Raw genomic sequence first — 18419 nt, 5'->3', positions numbered from 1 at the left:
TTTCCTCTCTATGCAGGATGACTCATCCCCCTCATCCCCGGCCCTTCTCCCACCAAGGGAGAAGGGAGCTGGCACGCACCTGCGAGCAGTCAGCGGGCCACCTGCCGGCGATCTTCATGGCAAACCTCGCCACCTCAATCTATCCCCTCTCCCGCTGGGAGAGGGTTAGGGTGGGAGGGAAAGTCAGGGGGTCAGCTCCCCGCGCAGAGACTGCTGCATCAGCTCGCGGATGCGCGGCGCCGGCAGATCCTGGCTCAGCAGGAAGTGCAGCTTGGTGAGCGCCGCCTCGGCGGTCATGTCAAAGCCCGAGATGACTCCCGCACGGGAGAGGGCGTTGCCGGTGGCATAGCCCCCCATGTTGACCTTGCCGTGCAGGCACTGGCTCAGGTTGACGATGATGACGCCCCGGGCAGATGCCTCGGAGAGCAGCGCCAGCATGGCCGGGTTCTGGGGCGCATTGCCCACCCCGAAGGAGAGCAGGATCAGCGCACGCACCGGCTGTTGCAGGATGTTCGCTATCACCTCCGCCGATATCCCCGGATAGAGGGTCACCACCCCGATGGGCTGGGGGGTGATGTCGTGCAGCACCAGGGGGCGATCGCACGGCACGCCCAGCTCACCTGCCTCCAGGGAGATGGCGATACCGGCATTGAGCAGGGGCGGGTAGTTGGGCGAGTCGAAGGCGTGGAAGCCGTCAGCATGCACCTTCTTGCTGCGGTTGCCGCGATAGAGCTGGTTGTTGAAGAAGAGCGTCACCTCGTGGATCGGGTAGTTGGCCGCGATATAGAGGGCGTTGAGCAGGTTCTGCTGACCGTCCGAGCGCAGCTCGGCCAGGGGGATCTGGGAGCCGGTGATGATGACCGGCTTGTGCAGATCTTCGAGCATGAAGGAGAGCGCAGACGCGGTGAACGACATGGTGTCGGTGCCGTGCAGAATGACGAAACCGTCGTACTTGTCGTAGTTGCCCTTGATATCCTCGGCGATGCGCTGCCAGTCTGCCGGCGTCATGTCGGAAGAGTCGATGAGGGGGGCATATTCGTGGATATGGTAATCGGGCATTTCCGGTCGATGGAACTCGGGCATCCGTGCCAGACAGTCCTCCATGAAGCCCGCCATCGGTACATAACCGTGGTCGGAACGCTGCATCCCTATGGTGCCGCCTGTGTAGGCAATGTAGATGGACTTCTTCACACCCTCTCCTCTCTCTGGACTGGAAACCGGCAAATCAAACAGGGCTCAACCGATACAGCCCCCGTCCTTCAGATGGTGCGGGCGGGCTCAATATCGGTCATCAGCAGACCTCTTGAGGGTCTGTGTCCTCCCGTGGGGGCGGAACCGGGCGAATTATAAAGAGTGCCGCTGCAAATGACAGCCGCAGCAGCATTGTTGCGATCCGGAGCACACTCGGCGAGGCAGTTTTAAATGCCATGTTAACACCATGTTTTAATCATTAATGTGACATATGTGGATGTACTTGGTGTTTTTTGCTAGTATCCGGCGGATTTTTCACAAATCTCATCTGGACGCCCGACGAACACGGGCTCGTGTCGACCCCCTCTTTTGCAGAGGGACGGGGCTGCGGCCCCTCTGTCACTGGCGCGTTCGCCACTCTGTTTCATCCCGGCTGGATCCGTGAGTCTTTCTCGCCAAAGACACAGCCGATCAACATGGGAGCACTGAATGCTACAACTTGATGCCTACGCCACCCTGGTCGCCGCGACCCTGGTGCTGCTGCTTGGCCGCCTGCTGGTCAACAAGATAGGACCCCTGCGCACTTTCAACATCCCCAAACCCGTGGCCGGTGGCCTGGTGGTTGCCCTGGTGCTGCTGGTGCTGCGTTCCACCCTGCAGATCGAACTGCAATTTGATACCAGCCTGCAGACGGCCCTGATGCTGACCTTCTTCGCCTCCATCGGCCTCTCCGCCGATCTGGGCAGCCTCAAGCGCGGCGGCAAGGCGGTGGCCACCTTCCTGCTGGTGGTCACCGGCCTGCTGCTGGTGCAAAACAGCCTGGGGGTGGGTCTGGCCACCCTGCTGGGGCTGGATCCCCACATGGGGCTGCTGGCCGGCTCCATCACCCTCTCCGGCGGCCACGGCACCGGGGCGGCCTGGGGCTCCATCTTCACCGAGAAGTACGGCGTGCAATCCGCCGCCGAGCTGGCGATTGCCTGTGCCACCTTCGGCCTGGTGCTGGGGGGCCTCATCGGCGGCCCGGTGGCCCGTTATCTGGTGAAGAAAGTGCAGGTGCCCGGTGAGGAGCACAACCGTGACGGCGCCCCCCAGGGCTTCGAGATGCCGGACATGGAGCGCCCGCTCACCACCTTCAGCCTGATCGAGACCCTGGCACTCATCGCCATCAGCCTGAAAGGGGGCGAAATGCTGGCCCTCTACCTCAAGGGCGGCGTCTTCGAGTTGCCGATCTTCGTCTGCGTGCTCTTTGTCGGCGTGCTGCTGCGCAACCTGCTCACCCTGCTCAACTGGCACGAAGTGAGCGACCGCGAGGTCTCCCTGCTCGGCAACGTCAGCCTGTCGCTCTTCCTCGCCATGGCACTGATGAGCCTCAGGTTGTGGGAGCTGGCAAGCCTGGCCCTGCCCATCTTCATCCTGCTGGCCGTACAGACGGTGGCCATGGCGCTCTACGCCATCTTCGTCACCTTCCGGGTCATGGGGCGCAACTATGATGCGGCCGTGCTGGCGGCGGGTCACTGCGGCTTCGGCCTCGGCGCCACCCCCACGGCCATTGCCAACATGCAGGCCATCACCCAGCGCTTCGGCCCCTCCCACCTGGCTTTCCTGGTGGTGCCCATGGTCGGAGCCTTCTTCATCGACATCATCAACGCCGTGGTGATCAAGCTGTTCCTGGCCCTGCCCTTCCTGTGATCCCGGACGCAGGCCCCGTATGACAGAGCCCACCTTGCGGTGGGCTCTGTCATTTCTGCTCGCCAGCAGCACTGCATCCCATCCTTCATGGGTGCCCGCTGGGAAACATCTAAACAAAAAGCCCCGCACTCGGCAGAGTGCGGGGCTTTGTCATGGCGGCCTTGATCGCCGCGTGTCAGAACTTACAGGAGGATGGTCGATACCTGCTGGTTCAAATTGTGGCCTGACCTTCCTTACAAAATAAAGGTCGACACCTGCTGGTTCAGATTGCGGCCTGACCTTCCTTACAAAATAAAGGTCGACACCTGCTGGTTCAGATTGGTAGCACGCCCCTTGAGGTTGTGCGCCTGATCCAGGTCGCGCATGGCGGAAGCGGTGATCTCGTCGCTCACATCCTTGATGGCGGTGGTGTTCTGGGTGATTTCACCGGTCACCTGGGTCTGCTCCTCGGCGGCGGTGGCGATCTGGCCCGCCATGTCGGAGATGAGGCTGACGGCTTGGGTGATCTCCTCCAGGGCCGCAGCGGCTGCGTCGGCATCCTTCACGCTGTTGTCCGCCAGCCCCTGGCTGGTCTGCATCAGGCTCACCGCGCGGGCCGTGGTCTGCTGCAGGGTTTCGATGGTGGACTGGATCTCCTGGGTGGAATCCTGGGTACGGCGCGACAGCACCCGCACCTCGTCCGCCACCACGGCGAAACCGCGACCCTGTTCGCCGGCACGGGCCGCTTCGATGGCCGCGTTCAGCGCCAGCAGGTTGGTCTGCTCGGCGATGCCCTGGATGGTGGAGAGGATGCCGGAGATGGCCTGGGCGTGACGGCTCAGCTCGCCGATGACGCCGGTCGCCTGCCCCACTTCCTCGGCCAGGTTGTTGATGGACTGACGAGTCTGGTTCACCAGGATCTTGCCCTGTTCACTGCTCTGGGCGGATTGCTGGGCGGCGGCAGCGGTGTTCTCGGCGTTACCCGCGATCTCCATGGTGGCACTCGCCATCTCGGTGACGGCGGTGGCGACCATGGTCACCTCCTGTTGCTGGCGCTGCAGCTCTTCCACCGCGGCCTGGTTGGTCACCAGACTGCGTTCGGCATCGGCGTTCAGCTCGTTGGCAAGCTGACGGATGTTGGCGATGAGCTGATGCTGGCTGCCCACGAAGCGGTTGAAGCTGCCGGCGAGCTGGCCCACTTCGTCATTGGCGTCGATCTTGATGCGCTGGGTCAGATCGCCGTTACCGTCGGCGATGCGGGCCAGGGCCTGGGACACCTTGGTGAGGGGGCCGAGCAGCAGGCTGACCAGCCAGGAGATAGCGAGGATGCTGCCCACCAGCACCAGCAGGGCCAGGCCGAGCTGGGTCATCAGCAGGGAGGAGAGCGGCGCCTCTAGGGTGCTCTTGTCCAGTACCAGCACCAGCTCCCAGTCGGTGTCCGGAATGTCCGTCGCCCACAGCAGCTTGTCACGCCCCTCGCTGTCGAAGAAAGCAGGCACCAGGCTGTTGCTCGCCTTGCTCTGCTCGATCAGGGCATTGGTCAGATCGTTGTCGATCTCGCTGGCTGGCTTCATCGCCTTGGCCGCATCCTTGTAGGCGATGACGGTGCCATCCTTGTGCATCAGGATGGCGAAGCCGTCCGCTGGCAGCTTCATCTTGGTGATGTCATCCACCAGGGAGGCAATGGAGAGATCCCCCCCCACCACGCCGCCCTGGGCCGGCTGGGCCAGGGTCACCACCAGAATGTTGTAGGCCACGTCGAGGTAGGGTTTGGTGACGATCATGCCGCCCTTGGCCATGGCTTCCTGATACCAGCCACGGGAGCGGGGATCGTAACCGTCGCGGTTGATGGAGGGGTCGGAGTCGTTCATCTTGCCGCTGCCCTCACCAAAATAGGTGAGCTGGAAACGGCCGGACACCTGGGCCTGTTGCAGGGCGTTGAGGGGCTCGGCACCGGCCTTGTTGCCAAGGGCCTGGATGACGTCACGACGGGCCGCGAGCCAGTCGCTGACGCTGGCGGCCTGCTGGCTGCCAAGGCGTTGCACCTGTTCCTGACTGCCTTGCAGCAGCATGGACTTCTGGCTGGTGTAGCTCTGCCAGGAGAGCAGCAGGATCACCAGTGACAAGGCGATGACCACAGACAACAGTATCTTCTGCTTGAGTGATAGGTTTTTCATCGTGTTTTCTTCTTGTGGGGGTCGGGAACAGGATCAATCGGGAGTGCGTGGCACTGTGTGTTGTTAGCGGCCAATCCGCGCAAAACTGAAGCGGAGAATGGCGTGGGTGACGATATTTTACGCGGAAATTTTAAAAATGCTGCGGAAAATTGGAGCAGGAAAAAGAGCGAGGCCAGCCAACCCTGTTTATTCCTTCTGCAATTGGCTAGAATATCCCGTTTTTAAATCACATCGACCCCGAGAGTTTTCACGATGTTTGAAGTCAATCCTGTATTAAACAAGCTTAAGGAGCTGTCTGAGAGGACCGAGCTGCTTAGGGGGTACCTTTGACTATGACGCCAAGAAAGAGCGTCTAGAAGAGGTCAATGCCGAGCTGGAACAGCCGGATGTCTGGAACGAACCCGAGCGCGCACAGGCGCTGGGCAAGGAGCGCGTCTCCCTGGAGAACGTCGTCAGCACCATCGATACCCTGACCCAGGGCGTCGATGACGTCGAGATGCTGGTCAGCCTGGCCGTCGAAGGCGAAGACGAAGAGACCTTCAACGAAGCCGTGGTCGAAGCGGACGAACTGGAGGCCAAGCTGGTGGATCTCGAGTTCCGTCGCATGTTCTCCGGTCAGCACGACGGTTCCGACTGCTACATCGACATCCAGTCCGGTTCCGGTGGCACCGAGGCCCAGGACTGGGCCAACATGGTGCTGCGCATGTACCTGCGCTGGGGCGATGCCCACGGCTACAAGCCCGAGCTCATCGAATGCTCCGAGGGCGACGTGGCCGGCATCAAGTCCGCCACCATCAAGTTCACCGGCGAGTATGCCTTCGGCTGGCTGCGCACCGAGACTGGCGTGCACCGCCTGGTACGCAAGTCGCCGTTCGATTCCGGCGGCCGTCGCCACACCTCGTTCTGCTCCGTGTTCGTCTACCCCGAGATCGATGATGACATCGAGATCGAGATCAACCCGGCTGATCTTCGCATCGACGTCTACCGCGCCTCCGGTGCCGGTGGTCAGCACGTCAACCGGACCGAGTCCGCGGTGCGTATCACCCACGTGCCGACCGGCGTGGTGGTGCAGTGCCAGAACGACCGTTCCCAGCACAAGAACAAAGATCAGTGTATGAAGCAGTTGAAGGCCAAGCTCTACGAGCTGGAAATTCAAAAGCAGAACGCTGAGAAGCAAGCCCTCGAAGAGACCAAGTCCGACATCGGCTGGGGCAGCCAGATCCGCTCCTACGTACTGGATGATTCCCGTATCAAGGATCTGCGCACCGGCGTCGAAACCCGCAATACCCAATCGGTACTCGACGGCGACTTGGACAAGTTTATCGAAGCCAGCCTGAAATCAGGCCTGTAAACAGAGCAGCAGGAATCACCATGTCTGAACAAACCACCACCCCGGAAGTCGACCAGACTCTCGAACTGAACAACGAGATGCTTGAGCGTCGCTCCAAGCTGGCCGCCTTGCGCGCCCAGGGCAACCCCTTCCCCAACGACTTCCGTCGTGACAGCCTCTCCGGCGATCTGCATGCCGAATTCGGCGACAAGAGCAATGACGAGCTGGTCGCCCTGGGTAAACAGGTGAAGATTGCCGGTCGCATCATGACCCGCCGGATCATGGGCAAGGCATCTTTCGCGACCCTGCAGGACATGGCTGGCAAGATCCAGATCTACGTGACCCGTGACGATCTGCCAGAAGGCTTCTACAACGAGCAGTTCAAGAAGTGGGATCTGGGTGACATCGTCGGTGTCGAGGGCACCCTGTTCCGCACCAACGCCGGTGAGCTCTCCGTACACGTCTCCACCATCCGCCTGCTGACCAAGGCCCTGCGCCCGCTGCCCGAGAAGCACAAGGGTCTGACCGACCAGGAAGCCCGCTGCCGCCAGCGTTACCTGGACCTGATCGCCAACGAAGAGTCCCGCAAGACCTTCGTGACCCGCACCAAGGTGGTGGCCGGCATTCGCAAGTTCCTGAACGACAAGCGCTTCATGGAAGTGGAAACCCCCATGATGCAAGTCATCCCGGGTGGCGCCTCCGCACGTCCCTTCATCACCCACCACAATGCGCTGGACATCGACATGTACCTGCGTATCGCTCCGGAACTCTATCTGAAGCGTCTGGTGGTTGGTGGTTTCGAGCGTGTCTACGAGATCAACCGCAACTTCCGCAACGAAGGCATCTCCGTTCGCCATAACCCCGAGTTCACCATGCTCGAGTTCTATATGGCCTACGCCGATTACATCGATCTGATGGATCTCACCGAAGAGATGCTGCGCACCCTGGCACAGGACATCCTGGGCGACACCAGGATCCGTTACGCCAAAGAGGGCGAAGAGGGCCTGACCATCGATTTCGGTCAGCCGTTCCAGCGCCTCTCCATGGTCGACTCCATCCTGAAGTACAACCCGGGTGTGACCCGTGACGATCTGGCCACCCTGGAGAAGGCCACCGCCGTCGCCAAGGGTCTGAAGATCGAGCTGATGAAGAGCTGGGAGCTGGGCCACGTGATCACCGCGATCTTCGAAGAGACCGTGGAACACATGCTGCTGCAACCGACCTTCATCACCGAGTACCCGGCCGCCGTCTCCCCGCTGGCCCGTCGCAACGACCAGAACCCGGACGTCACCGACCGCTTCGAGTTCTTCATCGGCGGCCGCGAGCTGGCCAACGGCTTCTCCGAGCTGAACGATGCGGAAGATCAGGCCGAGCGCTTCCAGGCCCAGGTTGACCAGAAAGCCGCAGGGGACGACGAAGCCATGTTCTACGACGCCGACTTCGTCACCGCGCTGGAACACGGTCTGCCGCCGACCGCCGGTCAAGGTATCGGTATCGACCGTCTGGTGATGCTGTTCACCAACAGCCACACCATCCGCGACGTCATCCTGTTCCCGGCCTTGCGTCCACAAAAGTAAGCGCCGCAGAAACAGGGCCGTAGCAAAACGCTGCCGTCCATGACAATCAAAACGCCCCGCAATTGCGGGGCGTTTTTTATGACGGACACAACCGGTGGCGAACCTTCAATACGCCACCAACTTGCCGCTTATCAGGCCGGCGGCAGCAGCCACTCCCCCTGCCACAGGGTCAGAGCCCGGCCCGCCATCAGCACCCGCTCCTCCTGCAATTCCAGCCTGAGATCCCCGCCCCGGGCCGAGATCTGGCGGGCCCGCAATTGCTGTTTGCCGAGCCGCTCGGCCCAGAAGGGCACCAGGGCGCAGTGGTTGGAGCCGGTCACCGGATCCTCGTCCACTCCGACCCAGGGGGCGAAATAGCGGGAGACGAAGTCGTCCTCCTTCCGGCTCGATGGCGCCGTCACCATGATCCCCCGGCCCGGCAGCGCCCGCAGGGCGTGAAAATCGGGGGTAAGTGCGCGGACCTCTTCCTCGCTGGCGAGCTCAAGCAGGAACTTGGCGCCAGCAGCCAGGGTTTGCAGCGGCTGGCAGCCGAGGGCAGCCCCATAGGCAGGATCCAGCTCAAGAGGAGCCAGAGAGATACGCGGAAAGTCGAGCCAGATCCACTCCCCTTCCCGCCGGGCCACCAACTCACCGCTGCGGGTCGCGAAGCGGATGGGGAGATCCCCCGACACCGCCCCCGTCTGCCACAGCACATGGGCCGCCGCCAGGGTACCATGGCCGCACAAATCCACCTCCACTTGCGGGGTGAACCAGCGCAACCCGTAATGCCCCTCTCCCAGTTGGGTCAGAAAGGCGCTCTCAGAGAGGTTGAACTCCGCTGCCATGGCCTGCAGCTCGGCGTCGGGCCGCGCTTCCCCCAGCACCACCACGGCGGGGTTGCCTGCGAAGGGGTGATGGCTGAAGGCGTTGACATGATAGAGACGGGACATGGTTGCTCCTTGGGGCATGAGAGATCCCCGGGACAGGGGGCTCGGCAAGGCCATTTTTATATCACGGGCCCCCCGGGGCTGAGATGGATTTTGGCTTTATAAATTCATAAATCGCATAAAGAAGATATTTTTATTCTTTGTTGTTATTCATTACACCCCTTACCCTGACCAAAAATCAGACCATGGAAGACATGTGTGATGCCATTGACAGCCCCCACCCTGAGCCCGCTCTCTGACGAACAGCAGCGCCAGCTCAACCAAGTTCTCACCACCCTCAATACCCAGCAACTGGCCTGGGTCAGCGGTTATCTCTACGGCCTCTCCCAGGCGGGCGTCCAACCCGTGGCGAGCGCAGGCGTAGAAGTCGCTGCTCCCGGCGGCAGCCTGACCATTCTCTACGGCTCCCAGACCGGGAATGCCAAGGGCGTGGCCAGCGCCATCAAGGCCCAGGCCGAGGCCCGCGGCCTGCCGGTGACCCTCACCTCCATGGCGGACTACAAACCCAAGCAGCTCAAGAAAGAGAGCCACCTGCTGGTGGTAGTGAGCACTTACGGGGAGGGGGAGCCCCCCGAGAGCGCCGTCGATCTGTTCGAGCAGCTCAAGAAGGGCAAGGTCGGCAAGCTGGAAGGGCTCAAGTTTGCCGTGCTGGGGCTGGGTGACAGCTCCTATGAGTTCTTCTGCCAGACCGGCAAGGATTTCGATGGCTTCCTCGCCAAGGCAGGGGCCGAGCGCATCCATGAGCTAGCTAGCCTCGATGTGGATTATCAGGATGCCGCCAAGGCCTGGGGCGAGCAGGCCGTTGCGGCGGTCGCCGCCACCCTCTCTGCCGGCGCCGCGACTGCCAGCGTGGCGGGCTCGGTGCAGGCCGCCGTCGGCCACAGCCAGTACAACAAGGAGAACCCCTTCCCTGCCAGACTCTCGGTGAACCAGAAGATCACCGGCCGCGACTCCACCAAGGACATCCGTCACATCGAGATCAACCTGGAAGAGTCCGGCATCACCTATCAACCGGGGGATGCGCTCGGCATCTGGTTCGACAACGACGCCGATCTCGTGGGGGAAGTGCTGGCCCTGACCGGTCTCACCGGTGACGAGGCCACCCCCCATGGCAGCCTGCGCGAGGCGCTGACCCGTCACTACGAGCTGACCCGGTTGCACGGGGGCCTGATCACTGGCCTCGCCGAGATCACGGACAACGCGGCGCTGAAGGATCTGGCCGGTGACAAGGCCCAGGTCAACGCCCTGGTGGCCAGCGCCCAGGTGGTGGACGTACTGAAACGCTTCCCGGCTTCCTTGAGTGCCGATCAATTGATCGCACTGCTGCGCCCCCTCACCCCCCGCCTCTACTCCATCGCCTCCGCCCAGAGCGAGGTGGAAGAAGAGGTGCACCTGACCGTCGGCGTGGTGCGCTACCGCCAAGAAGATGGCACAGTGCGAAGCGGCGGCGCCTCTTCCTATCTGGCGGACCGTCTGCCGGAAGATGCCGAGGTCCGGGTGTTCGTGGAGCACAACGACAACTTCCGTCTGCCCGCCAATCCCGATACCCCCGTCATCATGGTGGGCCCGGGCACCGGCATCGCACCGTTTCGCGCCTTCCTGCAGGAGCGGGAAGCACAGGGGGCAGAGGGCAAGAACTGGCTCTTCTTCGGCAACCCCCACTTCACCCAGGACTTCCTCTATCAGGTGGAGTGGCAGCGTTATGTGAAATCGGGCCTGCTGTCCAAGATCTCCCTGGCCTTCAGCCGGGATCAGGCCAACAAGATTTATGTGCAGGACCGTCTGCGCGAGGCAGGGCTTGAGCTCTACCAGTGGCTGGAAGCAGGCGCTCACTTCTATGTGTGTGGCGACGCCAACCACATGGCGAAGGATGTGCAGGAAGCCCTGCTGGAAGTGATTGCGGAACACGGCCACAAGAGCCGTGAGGAAGCAGAAGAGTATCTGAGCGAATTGCGTCGTGCCAAACGTTATCAAAGGGATGTCTATTGATGAGCAAACAACTTATTCCGGGACCGGTCGAAGGGCCGCTGGCTGACAACGAACGCCTCAAGCGCGAGAGCAACTTCCTGCGCGGCACCATCGCCGAAGATCTGCAGGACCCGCTCACCGGCGGCTTCAACGGCGACAACTTCCAGCTGATCCGCTTCCACGGCATGTATCAGCAGGATGACCGCGACATCCGCCCGGAGCGCGCCGCCCAGAAGCTGGAGCCCCTGCACAACGTCATGCTGCGCGCCCGCCTGCCCGGCGGCATCATCACCCCGGCCCAGTGGCAGGTGATCGACAAGTTCGCCGAAGAACACAGCATGTACGGCAGCATCCGCCTGACCACCCGCCAGACCTTCCAGTTCCACGGGGTACTGAAGCGCGACATCAAGCTGATGCACCAGACCCTCAACAGCACAGGTATCGACTCCATCGCCACCGCGGGGGACGTGAACCGCAACGTGCTCTGCACCAGCAACCCGGTGGAGTCCGAGTTGCACCAGGAGGCCTACGAGTGGGCCAAGAAGATCTCCGAGCACCTGCTGCCCAAGACCCGCGCCTACGTGGAGATCTGGCTGGATGGCGAGAAGCTGGGGGGTGACGAGGAGCCGATCCTGGGCTCCAACTACCTGCCGCGCAAATTCAAGACAACCGTGGTCATCCCGCCCCACAACGATGTGGACATCCACGCCAACGATCTCAACTTCGTGGCCATTGCCGATCACGGCAAGCTGGTGGGCTTCAACGTGCTCGTGGGGGGCGGTCTGGCCATGACCCACGGCGACACCACCACCTACCCGCGCAAGGCGAGCGACTTTGGCTTCATTCCGCTCTCCCACGTGCTGGAGGTGGCGGCCGCCGTGGTCAGCACCCAGCGCGACTGGGGCAACCGGGTCAACCGCAAGAACGCCAAGACCAAGTACACCCTTGAACGGGTGGGGGTCGAGGCCTTCAAGGCCGAGGTGGAGAACCGCGCCGGCATCCAGTTCGGGCCGGTTCACCCCTATGAATTCACCAGCCGTGGCGATCGCTTCGGCTGGGTGGAGGGGATCGACGGCAAGCACCACCTGACCTTGTTTATCGAGAACGGCCGCCTGCTGGACTTCCCGGGCAAGCCCCTCAAAACCGGCATGCTGGAGATCGCCAAGGTGCATCAGGGGGACTTCCGCCTCACCGCCAACCAGAACCTCATCATCGCGGGCGTGCCTGCCGGCGAGAAGGCCCGCATCGAAGCCCTGGCCCGTCAGTACGGTCTGCTGGATGACGGCGTGAGCGAGCAGCGCAAGCAGTCTATGGCCTGTGTGGCCCTGCCTACCTGCCCCCTGGCGATGGCCGAGGCCGAGCGCATGCTGCCTGCCTTCGTCACCGACATTGAGGGGCTGCTGGCCAAGCACGGCCTGGCGGATGACGCCATCATCTTCCGGGTCACCGGCTGCCCCAACGGCTGCGGCCGCGCCATGCTGGCGGAAGTGGGTCTGGTGGGCAAGGCGCCGGGTCGCTACAACCTGCACCTGGGGGGCAACCTCGAGGGGACCCGCATCCCGCGCCTGCATCTGGAGAACATCACCGAGCCGCAGATCCTGGCCGAACTGGACGCCCTGATCGGCCGCTGGGCGAGCGAACGCAACCCGGACGAGTGCTTCGGCGATTTTGTCATTCGCGCCGGCATCATCGCCCCGGTTATCGACTCCGCGAGGGACTTCTATGCAGCCTGAACAGACTGATACAGCCCGGCTGGCGCGCACCGCCGACGGCCGGCTCGACCTCGACGCCCTCCTGGCCCTGGGCCGGGAGGATCAGGTCGAGGCGCTGGCCCCCCTCAACCGGGCGCTGGACGCCATGAGCGCCCCCGAGCGGGTGCGCTGGGCCCTGGCCAACCTGCCGGGAGAGCATGTGCTGTCGTCGAGTTTCGGCATCCAGGCGGCGCTCATGCTGCACCTGGTGAGCCGCGAGCGGGCCGACGTGCCCGTGGTGCTGACCGACACCGGTTACCTCTTCCCCGAGACCTACCGTTTCATCGACGAGCTGACCGAGCGTCTCGCCCTCAACCTCAAGATCTATCGGGCTGAACTCAGCCCGGCCTGGCAGGAGGCCCGCTTCGGCCTCCTGTGGGAGCAGGGGGTGGAGGGGATCACCCGTTACAACCAGCTCAACAAGGTGGAGCCGATGGACCGCGCCCTGAACGAGCTGGGTGCCCGCACCTGGTTCTCGGGCCTGCGCCGTGAGCAGTCCGGCAGCCGGGGCAAGCTGCCGGTGCTGGCCATCCAGCGCGGTCGCTTCAAGTTCCTGCCGGTGATCGACTGGAGCAACAAGGACGTCTTCTACTACTTCAAGGAGTTCGACCTCCCCTACCACCCCTTGTGGGAGCAGGGTTACCTCTCGGTCGGCGACGTGCACACCACCGCCAAGTGGGAGCCCGGCATGAGCGAGGAGCAGACCCGCTTCTTCGGCCTCAAGCGCGAGTGTGGCCTGCATGAGGAAGGTGGCGAGAGCGACGGCTCCGGCATCTGATCCCCCGGTCCGGCCATGTGCTGCGCCCCGCCCACAAAAAAACGCCCGGCAACTGCCGGGCGTTTTTCTTTGCGCAAAAGGGCGACGTTTCACCCCTCATTACATGGCGGCGGCGCGCGCCTGATTCAGCCAGTCGTTCACCAGCGCCTCGTGGCCCTTGAGCCAGGCATCGGCATGACGTTCCACGTCCGCCGGCTTGTTCTGCCCCTTGTTCATCAGGCCGTTCTGCACGTTGATGTCATTGAGCGGCAGCTTGACGATGGAGAAGAGCTTGGCGGCGGCCGGATTGGCCTCGGCAAACCGCTTGTTGGCAACGATGTGCATGGTATTCACCGCAAAGCCGTAGTTCTTGCCGTTCGGCAAACGGGTCTTGGCCGCATCCGGGGCGTCGGCGGGGACTTCCAGCCACACCACATCCTTGCCCGGCACCAGTTCGCTGCTGAGCCAGTAGGGGGTCCAGGTGTAATAGAGCACCGGCTTGCCGGCCTGGTAGCGAGCCAGGGTATCGGCGATCAGCGCCGCGTAGTTGCCCTGCTTGTGGGCCACCGTGGGGGTCAGACCAAAGGCGTCGAGGTGATGGTTGATCGCCCCCTCGCAGCCCCAGCCGGGGTTGCAACCGATGAGGTCGGCCTTGCCGTCGCCATCCCCGTCAAACAGCGCCGCCACCTCGGGATCCTTGAGCTGGCCCAGGTTGGTGATGCCGTATTGGGTCGCGGTCTTCTTGTCGATGAGGTACCCCTGGGCGGCACCGGCCACATAGGTGCCCTCACGGAAGAACACCTTGTCGCCCCCCGCCTGCTCGTACTTGTTGTCCTGCAGCGGCACCCAGTTGAACGCGAGGAAGGTGCCGTCTCCCTGGGCCACCGAGGCATAAGCCACGTTGTAGTCCACCTCCTGGGCGGGCTGGACATCGTAACCCAGACGCGCCATCAGCTTGCTCACCAGCTGGCTCTGGAAGGCCTCTTCCGGCAAGGAGCTCTGCAGGGGCTGAACGCGAACCCCCTCCCCCGGCAACTCGGCGCTGGCCATGGCGAGCGGGCTCAGCAGTTGGGTACTCAGCAGCAATGTGCCCAGGGTCAATCCTTTGGTGATCGGTCTCATGCATTTACTCCTTTGTAATCGATTTTCTTGTCACGACCGGCCAGGCGCAGCAGCAGGGCGGCGGGGCCGTGCTGATACCAGCGGCCGGTACGGGTGCGATCCGGTTGCCCCATCGCCTGGGTGAGGCGGTCGAGCACGATGGCCAGCAGCACGATGCCGAGGCCGCCGATGGAGGCGAGCCCCATGTCGAGCCGGCCGATGCCGCGCAGCACCATCTGGCCGAGGCCCCCCACCGCGATCATGGAGGCGATCACCACCATGGAGAGCGCCAGCATCAGGGTCTGGTTGACCCCGGCCATGATGGTAGGCATGGCGAGTGGCAGCTGTACCTTGAACAGCAACTGGGAGGGGCTGGCACCGAACGAGTGGGCCGCCTCCACCAGATCGGCGGGCACCTGGCGAATGCCCAGCATGGTGAGCCGGATCATGGGCGGCAGGGCGAAGATGACGGTCACCACCACCCCGGGCACGTTGCCGATGCCAAACAGCATCACGATGGGGATAAGGTAGACGAACGCCGGGGTGGTCTGCATGGCATCCAGCAGCGGCCGGGTCCAGGTGGAGAGCCGCTCGCTGCGGGCCAGCAGGATGCCGGTGGGCAACCCCAGCAGCACGCAGAAGAAGAGCGAGGTCAGCACCAGGGACAGGGTCACCATGGCATCGGACCAGGCCCCGATGAGCCCGATCCCCACAAGAGATACGAGCGTGCCGAGCGCCATGCGGCCGTTCACCAGTTGCCAGGCAAGCAGGGCCAGGAGCCCCATCATCAGGGTGGAGGGCACCGTCTGCAGCAGATGGGTCATGGCGTTCAGGGTCAGCTCCACCGGAGCGCGGATCAGCTGGAACAGCGGCCGCAGGTTCTCCACCAGCCAGCCGATGCCCCCTTCCACCCAGGTATCCAGCGGCACCAGCGCCTGCTGGAAAGGATCCAGCCAGTCGATGGCGGTTGTGGTGTCGGCGGCTTCGATCTGGTTCTGCCAGTCGGTGGCCTGGGTGTCGGTACTGCCCCAGGGATCGGTCACCTCGGCGGACGCAGGCGCGCTCCAGGGGTCTGCCGCCACCTCATCGGCCCGCAGGGAAGGGCTCGCCAGCAGCACCAGGGCCAGCAGCCCGCTCAGCAAGAAATGGGGATTCATCAGCTTCATGCCGGGGTACTCCTGTCCAGGGTATTGAGCAGATTGGCCTTGGAGATGAGGCCGAGGTAAGTGCCATCCTCCTCGACCACGGGCACCTGACAGGGGGCGGCCGCCACCTGGCTGATCAGTTCATTGAGGGCGGTGTCCGCCAGAATGGGCTGAATGTCCCCCAGCAGCGCCTGCTCCAGGCTGCCTTTGGCCCTGACCGCCTGACCGAGCGACTCCACCGAGACGACCCCGAGGAAGCGGCGGCTGCGATCCACCACGTAGCCGAACTCCCGCTCAAGCTCCTTGAGCTGGCGCAGGGCGTTGCCCGGCCCGTCGGTGGTGTGTTTCTTGATGAGGGGCACCTGCTTGCGGCTGGCCACATCGCGGGCGCTGAACACATGGGCCAGATCCACACCGCGAAAGAAGGCGCGCACATAGTCGTTGGCGGGCTGGTTCAGGATCTCGTCCGGGGTGCCCACTTGCACCAGCTGGCCATCCTGCATGATGGCGATGCGATCGCCGATGCGCATCGCCTCGTCCAGATCGTGAGAGATAAAGACGATGGTGCGCTGCTGGCTGGCCTGCAGCTTGAGCAGCTCATCCTGCATCTCGGTGCGGATCAGGGGATCCAGCGCGGAGAAAGCTTCGTCCATCAGCAGGATGTCGGGGTCATTGGCAAGGGCCCGGGCCAGCCCGACCCGCTGCTTCATGCCGCCGGAGAGGGCATCCGGATAAGCCTCTATCCACTGTCCCAGCCCCACCTGATGGAGCGCCTGACGGGCGCTCTGCTGGCGCTCCGCCAGCGGTACACCGGCCAGCTCCAGCCCGAAGGCTGTATTTTCCAGCACACTCAGGTGCGGCATCAGGGCGAAGGACTGGAATACCATGCTGATCTTTTTGCGGCGCACCTGGCGCAGTTCGCGCTCCGAGATGGCGGCGATGTCCTCGCCATCGATCAGCACCTGGCCGCGGGTCGGCTCGATCAGCCGGTTGAAAAGACGCACAAGGGTGGACTTGCCCGAACCGGAGAGGCCCATCACCACGAAGATCTCCCCTTCGTTGATGGCCAGATTGACATCCTGGACCCCCAGGGTCTGTCCGGTCTTTTTCAGGATACTGGCGCGATCATGCCCTTTCGCCAGCAATTTGAACGCTTTATCCGGCTGATCGCCGAAGATTTTGTAGAGGGATTTGACCTCGAGTTTGACTGTCATATTGTCCTTTTTTCTTGGCCGACGCCTTGCCTGGCAAACCGTCGAACGTGAGTCAATTGCTTTTAACACTAAGCAATTTCACACCCAAACAAAAGAACCAATTGAAACCACACAGGAAAGGTTAAATTTAAGCCATTGATTTTTATTAGTTATTTTCATTCATAAAAATCCATTAAATCACGATAAAAACGCCTATAACAGACAAGGCCGTCACAGTAGCGATGCACTTACAGCACATTTCATTAATGATTAAAAGGCGTTAGCAGCAGGCAAAAAGAGAGGGCGGGGACGACTGCGCCCATCGGAGCAATGAATGGCCAATTCATTACATAACTAACCATTTTAATGTCACGCATCCCGGTATTGCTTCAGGCACCTTCAGCCATGCCGGTTCAGCCCCCTTCTCTTTGCGGCAACAGGGCACAAAAAAGCCCCCGGCTGTCGCAAGGGGCTCTTCATGGCATCAGAGGGCTCAGCGCCGCTGCCAGGTCTCGAAACAGTAGGGATGGGGGTTCTTCTCGTCGGGGTGATGGGACTCGCGCTCGATGCACGACCAGTCGTTCTCATCGAAGGCCGGGAAGCGGGTATCCCCCTCCACCGCCAGATCGATACGGGTCAGATAGAGCCTGTCGGCCCGTGGCAGTAGCTGGCCGTAGAGATGACCGCCCCCGATCACCATCAGCTCCGCGACGTAACTATCCGCCAGCAGGGCCAGTGCGGCCTCCACCGAGTCGATGACCTCCACGCCGTCGGCCCGGTAGTCGGGGTTGCGGCTGATCACCAGATTGCGACGGCCTGGCAGCGGCCGTCCGATGGATTCAAAGGTCTTGCGCCCCATCAACACCGGCTTGCCCAGGGTCACCCGCTTGAAGTGGGCCAGATCCGCTGGCAGATGCCAGGGCATCTGGTTGTCCAGGCCGATCACCCTGTCCTGGGCCATGGCGGCAATCATGGAAATCATCATGGGGTCAACCTCTCGCACCGTCGTCAGATAATGGGGCGGTTACGGTACACGACCAGAGAGGGGATCGCCAAACCGAAACTCAGGGCCCCCACGATAAACAGCGCCTTGAGGCCGTTCTCCACCGCGCTCTGAAGCAACTCCATGGTCACCCCGGAGATATTGAGCTCGACGATAGCGATCATGGTCTTGAACGCGTAGCTGCCCGGGATCATGGGGATGATGGAGGCGACGCTGAACACCGGGCGTGGTGCCAGCAAGCGGCGCGACCAGTAGACACAGACAAAGCCGACCGTGGTCGCCGCTGCCAGGGTGGCCCACTCGATGGGCATGCCGTAGTGGATGAGCAGGGTACGCAGGCTGTGGGCCAACGCGCCCCCCATGGCGCAATATTTGAGCATCCGTGGCGGCACGTTGAACAGCATGGCAAAGCCCACCGCCGGAATGGCCGACCAGAAGGCATCCTTGGCCAGCAGCCAGAGCAGTTCCATCATACCTTCCACCCCCAGATACCGGTCACCGACATGGCGCGCATGATCCCGATATGGTTCCACGCGCTGATGGATAGCCGGTTTGCCCCGATCAACAGGGTCGATACAACGTCAAAGATCTTCATACTTTCCACCCCCAGATGCCGGTCACCGACATGGCGA

General features: G+C 62.5%; 14 protein-coding genes. 6 read left to right on the top strand and 8 right to left on the bottom strand.

What is annotated here, in order from left to right:
* Positions 1-183: 183 nt before the first annotated feature.
* Entirely contained in the window at positions 184-1191 is a 1008-nt protein-coding gene (ansA, locus tag AB5Y93_RS00080) for an asparaginase (RefSeq protein ID WP_010675424.1), read from the bottom strand.
* Between the two features lie 489 nt (positions 1192-1680).
* On the opposite strand from ansA, the gene gltS reads away from it, so the two are divergent.
* A complete protein-coding gene (gltS, locus tag AB5Y93_RS00075; RefSeq protein WP_041212483.1) occupies positions 1681-2880 on the top strand; it encodes a sodium/glutamate symporter in 1200 nt (399 codons plus the stop codon).
* A gap of 284 nt (positions 2881-3164) precedes the next feature.
* Here gltS and AB5Y93_RS00070 read toward each other — a convergent pair whose 3' ends face one another.
* On the bottom strand, positions 3165-5036 hold the full coding sequence (locus tag AB5Y93_RS00070) for a methyl-accepting chemotaxis protein (protein WP_049636568.1): 1872 nt from the start codon (positions 5034-5036) through the stop codon (positions 3165-3167).
* Positions 5037-5288: 252 nt separating this feature from the next.
* Between AB5Y93_RS00070 and prfB the strand changes: the two genes are divergently transcribed.
* Positions 5289-6387, top strand: a protein-coding gene (prfB, locus tag AB5Y93_RS00065; protein ID WP_102948437.1) for a peptide chain release factor 2 whose coding sequence is annotated in 2 segments (ribosomal slippage) — positions 5289-5363 and positions 5365-6387 — 1098 coding nt in all. Because the reading frame shifts where the segments join, the coding sequence is not laid out codon by codon here.
* 77 nt (positions 6388-6464) lie between these two features.
* A complete protein-coding gene (gene lysS / locus AB5Y93_RS00060; protein WP_223302609.1) occupies positions 6465-7943 on the top strand; it encodes a lysine--tRNA ligase in 1479 nt (492 codons plus the stop codon).
* Positions 7944-8074: 131 nt separating this feature from the next.
* Here the strand turns inward: lysS and AB5Y93_RS00055 are convergent, their stop codons facing one another.
* Positions 8075-8872 (bottom strand): PhzF family phenazine biosynthesis protein, encoded by a 798-nt coding sequence (locus tag AB5Y93_RS00055; RefSeq protein WP_368228607.1) that lies wholly within the window; start codon positions 8870-8872, stop codon positions 8075-8077.
* Positions 8873-9070: 198 nt separating this feature from the next.
* Between AB5Y93_RS00055 and AB5Y93_RS00050 the strand changes: the two genes are divergently transcribed.
* The 3 genes from AB5Y93_RS00050 to AB5Y93_RS00040 are packed head-to-tail and all read left to right on the top strand — an operon-like array spanning position 9071 to position 13366.
* Complete coding sequence (locus AB5Y93_RS00050) at positions 9071-10858, top strand: assimilatory sulfite reductase (NADPH) flavoprotein subunit (protein ID WP_160838094.1); 1788 nt, start codon at positions 9071-9073, stop codon at positions 10856-10858.
* Entirely contained in the window at positions 10858-12570 is a 1713-nt protein-coding gene (gene cysI, locus AB5Y93_RS00045) for an assimilatory sulfite reductase (NADPH) hemoprotein subunit (protein WP_039040326.1), read from the top strand. The genes AB5Y93_RS00050 and cysI overlap by 1 nt, the downstream gene beginning before the upstream one ends.
* Entirely contained in the window at positions 12560-13366 is an 807-nt protein-coding gene (locus AB5Y93_RS00040) for a phosphoadenylyl-sulfate reductase (RefSeq protein WP_274798776.1), read from the top strand. Before cysI ends, AB5Y93_RS00040 begins: the two co-directional genes overlap by 11 nt.
* Before the next feature lie 99 nt (positions 13367-13465).
* On the opposite strand, the gene proX is transcribed toward AB5Y93_RS00040, so the two are convergent.
* The 5 genes from proX to AB5Y93_RS00015 all read right to left on the bottom strand — a co-directional run bounded on the left by proX (position 13466) and on the right by AB5Y93_RS00015 (position 18260).
* Positions 13466-14467 (bottom strand): glycine betaine/L-proline ABC transporter substrate-binding protein ProX, encoded by a 1002-nt coding sequence (gene proX / locus AB5Y93_RS00035; RefSeq protein WP_368228606.1) that lies wholly within the window; start codon positions 14465-14467, stop codon positions 13466-13468.
* Entirely contained in the window at positions 14464-15612 is a 1149-nt protein-coding gene (gene proW, locus AB5Y93_RS00030; protein ID WP_368228605.1) for a glycine betaine/L-proline ABC transporter permease ProW, read from the bottom strand. Before proW ends, proX begins: the two co-directional genes overlap by 4 nt.
* Positions 15609-16805, bottom strand: a complete 1197-nt coding sequence (proV, locus tag AB5Y93_RS00025; RefSeq protein WP_182954916.1) for a glycine betaine/L-proline ABC transporter ATP-binding protein ProV — start codon at positions 16803-16805, stop codon at positions 15609-15611. Before proV ends, proW begins: the two co-directional genes overlap by 4 nt.
* A 472-nt stretch (positions 16806-17277) precedes the next feature.
* Positions 17278-17769: a type 3 dihydrofolate reductase gene (gene folA, locus AB5Y93_RS00020; RefSeq protein WP_368228604.1), complete on the bottom strand. Its 492-nt coding sequence runs from the start codon at positions 17767-17769 to the stop codon at positions 17278-17280.
* A gap of 23 nt (positions 17770-17792) precedes the next feature.
* Complete coding sequence (locus tag AB5Y93_RS00015) at positions 17793-18260, bottom strand: threonine/serine exporter family protein (protein ID WP_010675437.1); 468 nt, start codon at positions 18258-18260, stop codon at positions 17793-17795.
* Between the last annotated feature and the right edge of the window lie 159 nt (positions 18261-18419).

It is taken from the genome of Aeromonas sp. R10-1 (assembly GCF_040908465.1).
In the GTDB taxonomy this organism is placed as follows: Bacteria; Pseudomonadota; Gammaproteobacteria; order Enterobacterales; family Aeromonadaceae; genus Aeromonas; species Aeromonas caviae.
This window is presented reverse-complemented; position numbering and strand designations above follow the sequence as displayed.

Coding starts and splice junctions, on each gene's coding strand:
- AB5Y93_RS00015 (WP_010675437.1), bottom strand. CDS start 18,260: ATGATGGAACTGCTCTGGCTGCTGGCCAAGGATGCCTTCTGGTCGGCC.
- lysS (WP_223302609.1), top strand. CDS start 6,465: ATGCTTGAGCGTCGCTCCAAGCTGGCCGCCTTGCGCGCCCAGGGCAAC.
- gltS (WP_041212483.1), top strand. CDS start 1,681: ATGCTACAACTTGATGCCTACGCCACCCTGGTCGCCGCGACCCTGGTG.
- proV (WP_182954916.1), bottom strand. CDS start 16,805: ATGACAGTCAAACTCGAGGTCAAATCCCTCTACAAAATCTTCGGCGAT.
- AB5Y93_RS00070 (WP_049636568.1), bottom strand. CDS start 5,036: ATGAAAAACCTATCACTCAAGCAGAAGATACTGTTGTCTGTGGTCATC.
- proX (WP_368228606.1), bottom strand. CDS start 14,467: ATGAGACCGATCACCAAAGGATTGACCCTGGGCACATTGCTGCTGAGT.
- AB5Y93_RS00040 (WP_274798776.1), top strand. CDS start 12,560: ATGCAGCCTGAACAGACTGATACAGCCCGGCTGGCGCGCACCGCCGAC.
- proW (WP_368228605.1), bottom strand. CDS start 15,612: ATGAAGCTGATGAATCCCCATTTCTTGCTGAGCGGGCTGCTGGCCCTG.
- folA (WP_368228604.1), bottom strand. CDS start 17,769: ATGATGATTTCCATGATTGCCGCCATGGCCCAGGACAGGGTGATCGGC.
- cysI (WP_039040326.1), top strand. CDS start 10,858: ATGAGCAAACAACTTATTCCGGGACCGGTCGAAGGGCCGCTGGCTGAC.
- AB5Y93_RS00055 (WP_368228607.1), bottom strand. CDS start 8,872: ATGTCCCGTCTCTATCATGTCAACGCCTTCAGCCATCACCCCTTCGCA.
- AB5Y93_RS00050 (WP_160838094.1), top strand. CDS start 9,071: ATGCCATTGACAGCCCCCACCCTGAGCCCGCTCTCTGACGAACAGCAG.